Origin of the sequence: Arthrobacter sp. NPDC057009 (assembly GCF_042673905.1) — a bacterium.
Lineage (GTDB): Bacteria > Actinomycetota > Actinomycetes > Actinomycetales > Micrococcaceae > Arthrobacter.
The window spans coordinates 10,361-23,284 of record NZ_JBHUSB010000018.1 but is presented as its reverse complement, the minus strand read 5'-3'; the positions used below and the strand labels follow the sequence as shown (position 1 = coordinate 23,284).

At 66.4% G+C, this 12,924-nt stretch carries 9 protein-coding genes; 6 read left to right on the top strand and 3 right to left on the bottom strand.

Annotation, left to right across the window (positions count from 1 at the left end; genetic code table 11):
- Positions 1–20: 20 nt before the first annotated feature.
- Positions 21–500: a mucin-associated surface protein gene (locus ACFTR6_RS17155; RefSeq protein ID WP_377958753.1), complete on the top strand. Its 480-nt coding sequence runs from the start codon at positions 21–23 to the stop codon at positions 498–500.
- Positions 501–563: 63 nt separating this feature from the next.
- On the opposite strand, the gene ACFTR6_RS17150 is transcribed toward ACFTR6_RS17155, so the two are convergent.
- Positions 564–2,780 (bottom strand): catalase, encoded by a 2,217-nt coding sequence (locus ACFTR6_RS17150; RefSeq protein WP_377958752.1) that lies wholly within the window; start codon positions 2,778–2,780, stop codon positions 564–566.
- Between the two features lie 275 nt (positions 2,781–3,055).
- Between ACFTR6_RS17150 and ACFTR6_RS17145 the strand changes: the two genes are divergently transcribed.
- Positions 3,056–3,853, top strand: coding sequence for an SRPBCC family protein (locus ACFTR6_RS17145; protein ID WP_377958751.1), 798 nt, complete (start codon positions 3,056–3,058; stop codon positions 3,851–3,853).
- A gap of 107 nt (positions 3,854–3,960) precedes the next feature.
- On the opposite strand, the gene ACFTR6_RS17140 is transcribed toward ACFTR6_RS17145, so the two are convergent.
- Positions 3,961–6,180 (bottom strand): NADP-dependent isocitrate dehydrogenase, encoded by a 2,220-nt coding sequence (locus tag ACFTR6_RS17140; protein WP_377958750.1) that lies wholly within the window; start codon positions 6,178–6,180, stop codon positions 3,961–3,963.
- A gap of 373 nt (positions 6,181–6,553) precedes the next feature.
- Between ACFTR6_RS17140 and ACFTR6_RS17135 the strand changes: the two genes are divergently transcribed.
- Together ACFTR6_RS17135 and ACFTR6_RS17130 are read left to right on the top strand one after the other, a co-directional pair.
- A complete protein-coding gene (locus ACFTR6_RS17135; RefSeq protein WP_377958749.1) occupies positions 6,554–7,546 on the top strand; it encodes a trypsin-like serine peptidase in 993 nt (330 codons plus the stop codon).
- A complete protein-coding gene (locus ACFTR6_RS17130; RefSeq protein WP_172411763.1) occupies positions 7,530–7,700 on the top strand; it encodes a hypothetical protein in 171 nt (56 codons plus the stop codon). Before ACFTR6_RS17135 ends, ACFTR6_RS17130 begins: the two co-directional genes overlap by 17 nt.
- A gap of 277 nt (positions 7,701–7,977) precedes the next feature.
- On the opposite strand, the gene purH is transcribed toward ACFTR6_RS17130, so the two are convergent.
- Positions 7,978–9,648 (bottom strand): bifunctional phosphoribosylaminoimidazolecarboxamide formyltransferase/IMP cyclohydrolase, encoded by a 1,671-nt coding sequence (gene purH / locus ACFTR6_RS17125; protein ID WP_076798449.1) that lies wholly within the window; start codon positions 9,646–9,648, stop codon positions 7,978–7,980.
- Between the two features lie 178 nt (positions 9,649–9,826).
- Here purH and ACFTR6_RS17120 point away from each other — a divergent pair, with 178 nt between their 5' ends.
- Complete coding sequence (locus ACFTR6_RS17120; protein WP_076798450.1) at positions 9,827–11,179, top strand: MFS transporter; 1,353 nt, start codon at positions 9,827–9,829, stop codon at positions 11,177–11,179.
- A gap of 171 nt (positions 11,180–11,350) precedes the next feature.
- Positions 11,351–12,805 carry an exodeoxyribonuclease VII large subunit gene (locus ACFTR6_RS17115; RefSeq protein ID WP_377958748.1) on the top strand — a complete coding sequence of 485 codons (1,455 nt, stop codon included), beginning with the start codon at positions 11,351–11,353 and terminating at the stop codon, positions 12,803–12,805.
- Positions 12,806–12,924 lie beyond the last annotated feature (119 nt).

Below are 12,924 nucleotides of genomic sequence, written 5' to 3'. Positions count from 1 at the left end.
TGACAGTTTTCACTGGGTGCATGCTTGCAGCCGGACTGGCCGGTTGCGCCGGTGCCGCCCCGGAACTGGAAGCAGACACAGCCTCAAAGCTCCAACAGCGGGTCCTGGAGGTCACCCGGTCTGCAGCCAGCAGCAATCCCGCTGCCGCCCTGACGTCACTGGACCGGCTGTCTGCCGAGCTGGATGCTGCGGCGGCCGCCGGGCAGGTTTCCTTCAAGCGCCACCGGAGCATCGTTGCGGCCATCAGCGCCGTCCGGGCCGACCTTACCGCCGCACAGGCCGCCAAAAAGAAGGCTGCGGACGCGGCCGCCAAGGCCGCCGCTGCGAAGGCCGCGGCCACTAAGGCCGCGGCAACTGCGAAACCCTCCCCCGTTCCCTCCCCCGTGGTGGTGGTCCCGGCTCCCGTCCCTGCACCGGCTCCGGCAAACGGTGGACCCCAGGACAACTCCGGGAAGGGCAGTTCGGAAGGAAACAAGGGGGCGGGCAAAAACAAGGACTAGTCCCACCTTGGGAGCAGTCCTTGTTTTTTAGCCGTCAGGAGAATTTCTGCCCGTGCACGACCGTCAGGAGGTCGCTGCCGGGAAGCGCTCCCACGCCCGGTGGGCGGCCAGCAGCTCCTGGATCTGCGAAACCACCTGCCCTGCACTGTCGCCGAGCACCACGCCGGCCGCGTCATCCGGAATGCTCGCGGCATCCACGCCGGCTGCGCCCGAGCCCCACGCCCCGATGGCCTTGACATGCCGGAAGGCCTCCGACAACAGCAGCACCACGCGCGGATCAAGCGAGACACCGGGTTCGCCGGCCTTCGCGTCCAGGCCCTGTTCGGCGTCGTCCGCCGGCTCCGCCGATCCTGCCAGGATGACCGCGTCGAACTCGGTGGAGCGGGCGGTGAGGTAGGTCCGCTGAACCGGGATCCCGCCGTCGGCCTCTCCCCCGAGCGTCCCGCCGGACGGGGCGATCACCAGCGGCAGGATGCCGGCGTCGTCGAGCGCCTTGCGGGCATCGCGGATTGCCTCGAGGTCGCTGGACTCGTCCGCCACAATCCCGACAACCCGGCCGGCCACCGGCCAGGTCTTGCCGAGCTGGGAGAGGGCAGGGCTGGGCTGGGCCTCGGGCACGTTCTCGGTGGCCTCCGGAGCGGGCATGCCCAGGCCGCGGGCAACGGCGGCGCACAGTTCGGCGTCGATGTTTGCCAGGGCGAGCAGCTGGCGCTCACGGACGGGCTTCTCGTAGCACTTGCCGAGCTCGAACGTGTAGGCCTGGATCACGTGGTCCTGCTCCACGGGAGTGAGGCTCCGGAAGAATAGCCGCGGCTGGCTGTAGTGATCATCAAAGGAGGCGGGGTTCTTGCGCTGCTTGATGGCTTCGGCCACAGCTTCCGGAACGTCAACGAAGGCCCCAAGGTCCGCGCCGGCCTTGAACGGGCAGCCGCCGTCGAGGGAATTGGGCCGGTAGGGAGCCACGCCGGTGTGGACGGCGGTCTGGTGCATGCCGTCGCGCAGCATGTCGTTCACCGGGGCCTGCGGCCGGTTGATGGGGATCTGTGCGAAGTTCGGCCCACCGAGGCGCGAGATCTGGGTGTCCAGGTACGAGAACAGCCTGACCTGCAGGAGCGGATCGTTGGTGACGTCGATGCCGGGCACCAGGTGCCCGGGATGGAAGGCCACCTGCTCCGTTTCGGCGAAGTAGTTGACCGGGTTGGCGTTGAGCGTCATCAGGCCGATCGGCTGGACGGGAGCCAGTTCCTCGGGCACAAACTTGGTGGGGTCCAGCAGGTCGATGCCCTCGAACATCTGGTCCTCGGTGTCCGGGAACGTCTGGATTCCCAGCTCCCATTCCGGGTAGGCGCCGGCCTCGATGGCGTCCGCCAGATCGCGCCGGTGGAAGTCCGGATCCATGCCGTTGATGATCTGGGCCTCCTCCCAGACCAGCGAGTGCACGCCCTGCTTCGGCTTCCAGTGGAATTTGACGAGCGTCGTGGCACCCTCGGCGTTGACCAGGCGGAAGGTGTGGACGCCGAAGCCCTCCATGGTGCGGTAAGAACGCGGGATGCCGCGGTCGGACATGTTCCACATGGTGTGCGCCTGGGCCTCGGTGTGCAGCGACACGAAATCCCAGAACGTGTCGTGGGCGCTCTGGGCCTGCGGGATCTCGCGGTCCGGGTGCGGCTTTGCGGCGTGCACAATGTCCGGGAACTTGATCCCGTCCTGGATGAAGAACACCGGGATGTTGTTGCCCACCAGGTCGTACACACCCTCGTCGGTGTAGAACTTGGTGGAGAATCCCCGAGTGTCCCGGACGGTGTCGGCGGAGCCGCGCGAGCCGAGGACGGTGGAGAACCTGACGAATACGGGAGTTTCCACGTCCTTGGCAAGGAAGCCCGCCCGGGTGATGTTGGCGGCCGTGCCGTACGACCGGAACACGCCGTGGGCGCCAGCACCCCGGGCGTGCACTACACGCTCCGGGATCCTCTCGTGGTCGAAGTGCGTGATCTTCTCCCGGAGGTGGTGGTCCTGGAGCAGGATCGGTCCCCGCGGACCGGCCTTAAGCGAATGGTCCGTATCCGTCAGCCGGAGGCCCTGTGCGGTGGTCAGGTACTGCCCGGACTGGGCCCGGGCGTGTTCCGGAGCGCCGGTGGGGCTGCCGGTCGGGGACACTGCCTCCGGCCCCTGCTGGTCCGGCTTGGGCGGCAAAGGTTCCCTTGGGGTGGTGGGCTCGACGACGGCGGGCTGCTCGCCTGCCGGTGCTCCCGGGATGTTGATTGCTGATTCTTCGGGCACAGAGATAATCCTTTCCGAAACGGCGGCCTAACCGGACTCGGCCACCGGCGCTGGGCGCGCGGGCCGAAAGATAAGCCTGCTTAGTACCCTACGAAACCCGGCCGCCGCCCACAACCGTGGGCCGTCATCCGGGCGCTGCGCGCGTCATAGTCAGCAACCTTACTTTCTCTCTTCAAATGCCGCGTGCTTCCCGCTACGTTGGAGGTGTTCCATCCGAACAAGGGCAATCAGAACCACGGGCCATCCCCCCCGTACGCTGAAGGAGTGAACCAAGCATGGCAACTGTCCAGGAATCGATCACTGTCGATGTCCCCGTACGCCAGGCCTACAACCAATGGACCCAGTTTGAGGATTTCCCCAACTTCATGAGCGGCGTGGACGCCGTCCGCCAGCTCGATGACACCACTGTTCATTTCGAAACCAGCATCGCGGGTGTGAAGCGCGAGTACGACGCCCAGATCACCGTCCAGGAACCGGACCAGCGCGTTACGTGGGAGAGCCTGAATGAGCCGCGCAACTCGGGCACCGTGTGGTTTGAGTCCCTCGGCGCCAACGAGACCAAGGTGAACGTGGAGCTGACCTGGGAGCCGGAATCCGCGGTGGAGAAGCTCGGCGCAGCCACCGGCCTCGATTCGCGGCAGGTCGCCTCGGACCTGAAGAAGTTCAAGAAGTTCATCGAGGAACGTGACACCGAAACCGGCGCCTGGCGTGAGAGCGTGAGCGGCGGCGAGGTGGAAGGTGACGCCCGTACGACGGCGGCGGGTGCCGGCGTCGGAACCGGAGCGGCCGGTGCCGGAGCGAGCAGGGAGACAGGCACCTGGGGGGCCACGGCGGCCGGCGGTGACGGGGACCCGGGCGCAAGCACCGGCTACTCCGAGGGTGCCGGCATGGACGCGGTCCCGGGACGCAGCTACGAATCCGGTGACGCCTACGACGCCTCGGCCACGGAACGGCCGGTGAGCACGGACCCGGACCTCGCCGTCGACGCCCCTTACGGGGATGAGGGCACAGGTGAGCCGCGCAACGAAACCCGGCATACCGACACCCGCCGCGACGACATTCCCGACCGGTAGGCCAACGCCCAGACCGGCGGCAGCCGGCACGGCAAGGACAAGAAGAAACGCCCCGTCACTCAGGCGAGTGGCGGGGCGTTTCTGGTGCCTGGCGGCGGGCCGAAGAATCAGCCCAGGCTGGCAACGATCTTGTTGAGCGTTGCGGACGGCCGCATGACTGCCGCAGCCTTCTCGGCGTCCGGGTGGTAGTAACCGCCGATGTCGGCCGGCTGGCCCTGGGCGCCCAGCAGTTCGGAGACGATGGCGTCCTCGTTGGACGTCAGCGCCTCGGCCACCGGCGCGAAGGAGGCCGCGAGATCGGCGTCCTCGGTCTGCTTGGCGAGTTCCTGTGCCCAGTACTGGGCCAGGTAGTAGTGGCTGCCGCGGTTGTCGATCTCGCCGGCCTTGCGGCTCGGGGACTTGTTCTCCAGCAGGAAGGTGCCGGTGGCGCGGTCCAGGGTGTCGGCCAGGACCTGGGCCCGGGCGTTGTCCGTGGTGTTGGCCAGGTGCTCGAAGCTGACGGCCAGCGCCAGGAACTCACCGAGGCTGTCCCAGCGCAGGTGGTTTTCCTTCAGGAGCTGCTGGACGTGCTTCGGGGCCGAACCGCCGGCGCCGGTCTCGAAGAGGCCGCCGCCGTTGATCAGCGGAACGATGGACAGCATCTTGGCGCTGGTGCCCAGTTCCAGGATCGGGAACAGGTCCGTCAGGTAGTCGCGGAGCACGTTGCCCGTGACGGAGATGGTGTCCTCGCCCTTGCGGATGCGCTCCAGGGTGAAGGCGGTGGCCTTGACCGGGGAGAGGATCTCGATCTGCAGGCCCTCGGTGTCGTGCTCCTGGAGGTACTCGCGGACCTTCCCGATGAGCTTGGCGTCGTGGGCACGGGTCTCGTCCAGCCAGAACACTGCCGGGGTCTGGGACGCGCGGGCGCGGTTCACGGCCAGCTTGACCCAGTCGCGGATGGCCAGGTCCTTGGTCTGGCAGGCGCGCCAGATGTCGCCCGGGGCAACTTCGTGTTCGATCAGGACGTTGCCGGAGCCGTCGACCACCTGGATCTTGCCGGGGACCTGGGCTTCGAAGGTCTTGTCGTGGCTGCCGTATTCCTCGGCGGCCTGGGCCATGAGGCCGACGTTCGGAACCGTGCCCATCGTGGTGGGGTCGAAGGCGCCGTTGGCGCGGCAGTCGTCGATGACAACCTGGTAGATGCCGGCGTAGGAGCTGTCCGGCAGGACTGCCAGGGTGTCGGCTTCCTGGCCGTCCGGGCCCCACATGTGGCCGGAGGTGCGGATCATGGCGGGCATGGAGGCGTCCACGATGACGTCGCTGGGGACGTGCAGGTTGGTGATGCCCTTGTCGGAGTCGACCATGGCGAGCGCGGGGCCCTCTTCGAGGCCCTTCTTGATGGCGGCCTGGACACCCTCGCGGACGTCCTCGGGCAGCTCGTCCAGTCCGTTGAGGATGGAGGCGAGGCCGTTGTTGGGGCTGAGGCCGGCCGCGGCGAGCTGCTTGCCGTAGGTGTCGAACAGCTCGGAGAAGTAGGCCTTGACCACGTGGCCGAAGATGATGGGGTCGGAGACCTTCATCATGGTGGCCTTCAGGTGGGCGGAGAAGAGCACGCCCTCTTCCTTGGCGCGGGTTACCTGTGCCGCCAGGAACTCATCGAGGGCGGCGGCGCGCATCACGGTGCCGTCGATCACTTCGCCGGCGAGGACCGGGAAGGCCTTCTTCAGGACCTTGACCGTGCCGTCTTCACGGACCAGCTGGATTTCGATGGTGCCGTCGGCCGGGACCACCACGGACTGCTCGTTGGAGCGGAAGTCGTTGGCGTCCATGTGTGCCACGTTGGTCTTGGACTCGGGGGTCCAGGCACCCATGGAGTGCGGGTTCTGCCGGGCGTAGTTCTTGACCGACAGCGGCGCGCGGCGGTCCGAGTTGCCTTCACGCAGGACCGGGTTCACTGCGGAGCCCTTGATCTTGTCATAGCGGGACCGGATGGCGGTCTCTTCGTCCGACGTCGGGTTGTCCGGGTAGTCCGGCAGCTTGTAGCCCTGGGACTGAAGCTCCGCGATGGCCGCCTTCAGCTGCGGCACGGATGCGCTGATGTTGGGCAGCTTGATGATGTTGGCTTCCGGCTTCTTTGCCAGTTCACCGAGTTCAGCCAGGGCGTCACCGATCCGCTGCTCTTCAGTGAGGTAGTCGCCGAAGACGGCGATGATGCGGCCGGCCAGCGAAATGTCGCGGGTCTCCACCTGCACACCTGCCGTGGACGCGAACGCCTCGATGATCGGCAGGAACGAATATGTGGCCAGCATCGGCGCTTCGTCGGTGTGGGTATAGATAATTTTGGCCATGCTCGGGCGTCTCCCTGAAGGTCGGCTTGTATCTGGTATTCCGGCTATTTCACCAACCTTTAACTTACCCGAGGTGTACCGGTTGAACCTTACCCGGACGGCCCGGCGGCCCTGCATGACCCCGTTCCCGTGTCTTCCGCCACACTATCCATTGTCCCCGGGGCCTATGAGTCCTAATCTTTCTCTCATAAACGAATACCGCTTCGGCGGCTGAAGTCAGTTGGAACCCCTTGCGGCAGGGGCAGATCAGCACCCCCTACCTGGCAAACAAAAACTTGAATCGTCACCAACCGAGCTTGTCATCCCCCGGGTAGGTCAATCAGTCACCCGGCGTGCCTCGCGGGGCCCGCCCCACCTGATAGGTAGGACCGCAATGACGAGCAAAAAGACTCTGGCCGGCAGCCTCCTGAGCCTCTCCACTGGTCTGCTGCTGGCCGCGAGCGCCATCGGCGGCGCAACAGCCTCTTCTGCCACGCCGCAGGACTCGACCCAACTCCAGGTCGAAAGCATTCCGGTGTCCAGCCCACAGGGCTACTGGACACCGGAGCGCATGCGCGCCGCCGTTCCCGGGGAAGTGCTCGCCGCCAAGGCCGTGGCCCGGCAGGACAACAAAGGCCCTTGGCCCGCGGCTGAAGTGGAGTCGGGAGAGTTGACCAGATTCGCCGGCACCACGGCGCAGACCACCGCCCTGCATGTAGACGAAGCCCCGGTGAGCCACATCGGCAAGGTCTTCTTCACCCTTGGCGGGGCCAATTACGTCTGCTCCGGCAACTCGGTCGCCGCCGCCAACAAGAGCCTGGTGGCCACCGCCGGCCACTGCGTCAATGAGGGACCGGGCGCCTTCGCCACCAACTGGGTCTTCGTTCCGGGCTACGTCAGCGGGAAGGCCCCCTACGGTCAGTGGCCTGCCCGGTCGCTGCACGCCGCACGGAAATGGACCTCGGGCGGCGACATCAGGTACGACACCGGCTTCGCCGTGGTGGCCCGGGTGGGAGGCAAGACCCTCGCCGATGTGGTGGGTGCGTCCGGCGTCGAATTCAGCCAGCCCCGCGGCCTGACGTACAAGTCCTACGGCTACCCCGCCGCGGCCCCGTTCACAGGGCAAACGCTCGTAAGCTGCACGGGCACAGCCAAAGACGACGCCATCAACCCCCAGTTCAATTCGCAGGGCATTTCCTGCGACATGACCGGCGGTTCCTCAGGCGGCCCGTGGTTTGTCCAGGGCGACACGGATGAGGCGGACGGTCCCAACGGCTTCCAGAACTCCGTCAACAGCTACGGGTACGGAACACGTTCAACCACCATGTTCGGACCCTTCTGGGGTTCCACCATCATGAAGGTCTACGACAGTGCACAGAGGAAGTGACGAATCTGACGGCACCGCGGTAGGCCACAACGTCGGCCAGACGCCCGAGGAAATCCTGGCCTACTGGACCCCGGAACGGATGGCCGAAGCCCTCCCCCGGGACATCCGGTTGCCGGAACCGGAGGAAAGCCAGCCCCAATCTGAAGAAAAGTAAGTTAAAGCCCGACGGCGGCCGTCCCCTTAGGGGGCAGCCGCTGTCGGGCTTTGCTTGGGCCACGCCGCCGGGTTCCTGGCCGAGCACAGCGAGGTTAGGGAGGCGGTTGGGCCCACGCCGCCCGGGTTCCCTGGCCGAGCGCAGCGAGGTTAGGGAGGCGGTTGGGCCCACGCCGCCCGGGTTCCCTGGCCGAGCGCAGCGAGGTTAGGGAGGCGGTTGGGCCCACGCCGCCCGGGTTCCCTGGCCGAGCGCAGCGAGGTTAGGGAGGCGGTGGGGACTAGTGGAAGAAGTGGCGGGCGCCGGTGAAGTACATGGTGATGCCTGCAGCGTTAGCGGCGGCGACGACTTCCTCGTCCCGGACGGAGCCGCCGGGCTGCACAACAGCCCGCACGCCGGCGTCGATCAGGATCTGCAGGCCGTCGGCGAACGGGAAGAACGCGTCCGAGGCTGCGACCGCGCCGCGGGCACGGGCAGGTGCGCCGGCAGCGTCCGCGTTGGAGGCGCCGCCTGCACCGTCGACATTGGACTCAACCTGCACGCCGAGCGTGTTGGCCCGCTCCACCGCGAGCTTGCAGGAGTCCAGGCGGTTGACCTGGCCCATGCCGATGCCGACTGCGGCACCATTCGAGGCGAGCAGGATGGCGTTGGACTTGGCTGCGCGGCAGGCGGTCCAGGCGAAGGCGAGGTCGGCCAGGGTGGCGTCGTCGGCCGCTTCACCGGCGGCGAGCGTCCAGTTGGCGGGGTTGTCGCCGTCGGCGTTCACCTTGTCGGTGACCTGCACCAGCACACCGCCGGAGACCTGGCGGATTTCGGTCGGGTAGCGGCCGTAGCCCTCGGGGAGGGCGAGCAGGCGGATGTTCTTCTTCTTGCTGAGGATTTCCACGGCCTCGGGCTCGAAGCCGGGGGCGATGACAACCTCGGTGAAGATGTCCTTGACGGTGTTGGCCATGCCGGCGGTTACCGGGCGGTTGGCCGCGATGACGCCGCCGAAGGCAGAGACGGGGTCGCAGGCGTGGGCCTTGGCGTGGGCGTCGGCGATCGGGTCCGCGGCGCCGGCGGAGGCGACGGCCACGCCGCAGGGGTTGGCGTGCTTGATGATGGCCACGGCGGGCTCGGCGAAGTCGTAGGCGGCCCGCAGTGCTGCGTCGGCGTCCACGAAGTTGTTGTAGCTCATGGCCTTGCCGTGCAGTTGGTCTGCCTGGGCGATGCCTACCGGGGCTGCCTTGTCGACGTACAGCGCGGCCTGCTGGTGCGGGTTCTCGCCGTAGCGCAGCACCTCGGAGCGTTCCAGGGCCAGGCCGGCGTAGGCGGGCCAGTCGATGACGCCGTCACCGTCCTCGTCGAGGAACTGGCTGGCGGTCCAGGTGGCCACGGCGGTGTCGTAGCTGGCCGTGTGCGCGAACGCCTTCGCGGCGAGCCGGCGGCGGGTCTTGAGGTCGAAGCCGCCCTCTGCGGCGGCGCGGACCACGTCACCGTAGAACGTCGGGTCCACCACAATGGTGACGGCGGCGTGGTTCTTCGCGGCGGAGCGCACCATGGCAGGGCCTCCGATGTCGATCTGCTCCACGACGTCGTCCTGGGCGGCGCCAGACTTCACCGTCTCCACGAACGGGTAGAGGTTCACCACGACGAGGTCGAAGGCCTCGATCTCCATCTTGGCGAGGGTTTCCATGTGCGCGGGGACCCGGCGGTCGGCGAGGATGCCGCCGTGGACGCGCGGGTGCAGGGTCTTGACCCGGCCATCCAGCATCTCCGGGGAACCGGTGACTTCCTCGACTTCCTGGACCGGGATGCCGGCCGCGGCGATCTTCTTGGCGGTGGAGCCGGTGGAAACGATTTTGACGCCTGCTGCGTGCAGGCCCTTGGCGAGCTCCTCCAGACCGGTCTTGTCGTATACCGAGATCAGGGCCCGGCGGATGGGAACACGGTCAAGCTGCGTCAGGGTCACAAAAGTCTCCGTCTTTATAACGCGGTTGATGTGCCGCGGTTGGTGGGGATACGGCCAGTTTATCGTGTCGGCACGCCTCGTCCGGCTGGCCGGCAGAGTGTGAAGGCGGGCCCGGGGACCGGGCGGAGACCCGGGCTCCGGTGCCTTTAGCAACGTAAGGTTTAAGCAGGAGGCCGAAATGAACATTTACACCGCTGTCCCCAGTGGCGAGCAGGTAGTCCAGGAGCTGCCGTGGCGCTGGAAAGTGCAGGGCCGGATCTTCCTGATCGGGGGCCTGGGATTCATGTTCGATGCGTGGGACGTCACCCTTAACGGCATCCTCATTCCGCTGCTGTCCAGCCACTGGAGCCTCACTCCGGGCGAGGCCGGCTGGATCGGCACCGCGAACCTGATCGGGATGGCCCTCGGCGCCTTCATCTGGGGCACCATCGCGGACACCATCGGTCGCAGGAAGGCCTTCGCGGCCACGCTGCTGATCTTCTCGCTGTTCACGGTGCTTGGCGCCTTCTCCCCCGACTTCATCTGGTTCTGCGTGTTCCGCTTCATGGCGGGTTTCGGCCTGGGCGGCTGCATTCCGGTGGACTACGCGCTGGTGGGTGAATTCACGCCGCGCAGGCAGCGCGGCCGGGTCCTCACCGCCATGGATGGCTGGTGGCCCGTGGGTGCTGCGCTCTGCGGCTTCGTGTCCGCCTGGCTCGTGGCCGCGTTTGCCGACTGGCGCCTGACCATGCTCGTCATGGTGCTGCCCGCCCTGCTGGTGTTCTGGGTGCGGCGCAGCGTGCCGGAGTCGCCGCTGTTCCTGATCCGCAAGGGCCGCCGGGACGAAGCCGCCCGGGTGATTGACCGCCTGGTTGAGGCCACTGGAGCCGAGCCCCGCGCCTACAGCCTGCCCGAGCCGCAGGCCGTGCCACGGCTTTCCGCCGGCAGCGCCTGGCAGCAGCTGCGCGGTGTCTGGCAGTTCAACTGGAAGATCACGGCCGCATCATGGGCCCTGTTCATGAGCATCCTGTTGGTCTACTACCTGTCCCTGACCTGGATGCCGCGGATCCTGATCGGCGCGGGGTTCGCCGAATACAAGGCGTTCCTGACAACGGCGGGGATGGCCGCCGTCGGGCTTCTGGGTGTAATCGCGGCAGCGCTGCTCGTGGAGCGCCTGGGCCGCAAGTGGCTGCTGGCCATCACGGGGCCGCTGTCGGCGCTGATCCTGGTGGTGGTGGCCTTCGTGGTGGATGTGCCCACCGCCGCGGTGTTCTGGCTGCTGGTGTTCGGGTTTGTGGTGCAGGTGGCCATCCCGGTGCTCTACGCCTACGTGTCCGAGCTGTACCCCACGGAACTGCGCGGCAGCGGCTTCGGCTGGGCGTCCACGTTCTCACGGCTGGGGGCAGGGTTCGGCCCGCTCATCTTCGCGAACTACTTCTGGCCGCAGCTGGGGCTGGCCACGTCGTTTGCCCTCGCCGGCGGCCTGGTGGTCCTGTCCGTGCTGTGGATGGCGTTCTTCTCCCCCGAAACCCGCCAGCGCCGCCTCGAGTAACCGGACGGTTCCCCCAACTGACTCGCAGTTGTTGTCGTTTTGAGCCTTCGAAACGACAAGAACTGCGAGTTACTTGGGCGCCAGATCCGGCCGTTTGACGGGTCATGTCCGATGGCGGCGCTAGGCTCTGGCAGGAACGCTGGGGACCGTCTCCAGCCGGTTGGGAGGCCCATGACTACGTCCGCCAAGACTCCGTCCCTTGCTACCGAGCATGTCTCGGTCAGCCAAGTCAGGAGGTCAGTCAGGAAGGCCATCGCCAAGCGTGAGTGGGGCATTCAAGGAGAGTGCGTCGCACCCGTTCAGTCGGGCGCGAAATGGAACTTCGACCTCGTCACCCTGACTGCGGACGGCGTGAGCGTCCTGTCCTGCACCATCTGGGAGGACAGAGCCCCCGGGATCGAAGACTCGCTGCGGCGGGCGGGGCTTTCGCTCCAACAAGCCATGACAGCGGGGATGGTCCTCAAACTCACAGGCACCACCTGGCTCGCACAAGACGGCAAGGTCTCCGTTAGGGTCACAGGGATCGAACCTGAATTCGCCCGACGAGGGGCTCTCTACTTGGCGGACAGAGCGGCGAAGGCCGAACTACGGGCGGCTGGCGTACCTAGCGAGCGCCTTGGGGAGCTGTTCGTCCATGCCGATCCGGAGACCGTCTTCCAAGGCATGGATCGCAGGCCCAGCCGGATCATGGTCTTGGCGCCGGCCGGGGCCAAGGGCGTGGGTGACTTCAAGCACCGCTTCCGAGACGTCAGGTCTCCTGCCGTCGACATCGCATACCGAGCTCTGTCGTGGACGGATAACAGCAGCATCCAAACTATCCAAGCCCACTTAGACGAGGCTCACCAGGCGAATACGGACCTCGTCGTACTTATACGGGGCGGGGGTCCCTGGAGTCACTTACGTGGATATGACCGCGTCGACCTCGCCTTGGCTATTCACAGATCCCCTGTTCCAGTTGCGACCGCTGTGGGCCACAACGCCGATGTCTCTTTGGCGGACCGGGCCGCAAAACTGTCTTTCATCACTCCAACGGCAGCGGCAGAAGCCATCTATAAAGCCCATAGTCACCGTGCTCCTCGAAAGAAAAGTGCTCGGACCGGAGCGACGCACTACAAGCGGAAGCCGGTGCACACCGCTTGGACGGTCGCGCCGGGAGCCAGACCGGCCGACGCAACGAATCCAGAGAAGCAACTTCAGGCCCTAGAGGGTAAGCTCGTGGATGCCCTGGAAGACGCTTCCAAGCTTGCGGCCACTCTGCAGTGGTCAGCCGCTGCCCACATTGCGGATCTTCTCGAAACAGCAGAACAGCGGGTTAGGTTTATTTCCCGTCTAATGACAGTGGCTACCGTCACCACGGCCACGGCGCTGATCGCGTTTGGCGAGGACCTTCTGGCGCTCCTCCAGCCTGCCCCACGTCCGCTCGATTACTGGCTTTATGCGGCGACGGTCATCCTTGCCGGGACAGTCCTCGTGGTCCGACAAAGTCTAGCCAGACGGAAAATTGCCCTTCCATCTGCCGCACCGATGAAACGCCCGCACGTCGCTATAAATTCGTGGCGGTTTGCTGCGAAGAGGGTCCGAACCATCCGCGGTCTACGCAAGCTTCGCTATCACCGGCCAGCCTAACTGTAACTCCCACCTGGCTCGCAGTTGTTGTCGTTTTGAGCCCGGCAAACGGCCAACACAGCGCGCAACCGTGGTTAGCACCCCCCCCGGAACAGCGCCGGGGGGGGGTTGTGCGCCGC

Coding starts and splice junctions, on each gene's coding strand:
- ACFTR6_RS17135 (WP_377958749.1), top strand. CDS start 6,554: ATGACGAGCAAAAAGACTCTGGCCGGCAGCCTCCTGAGCCTCTCCACT.
- ACFTR6_RS17115 (WP_377958748.1), top strand. CDS start 11,351: ATGACTACGTCCGCCAAGACTCCGTCCCTTGCTACCGAGCATGTCTCG.
- ACFTR6_RS17155 (WP_377958753.1), top strand. CDS start 21: ATGCTTGCAGCCGGACTGGCCGGTTGCGCCGGTGCCGCCCCGGAACTG.
- ACFTR6_RS17120 (WP_076798450.1), top strand. CDS start 9,827: ATGAACATTTACACCGCTGTCCCCAGTGGCGAGCAGGTAGTCCAGGAG.
- ACFTR6_RS17140 (WP_377958750.1), bottom strand. CDS start 6,180: ATGGCCAAAATTATCTATACCCACACCGACGAAGCGCCGATGCTGGCC.
- ACFTR6_RS17145 (WP_377958751.1), top strand. CDS start 3,056: ATGGCAACTGTCCAGGAATCGATCACTGTCGATGTCCCCGTACGCCAG.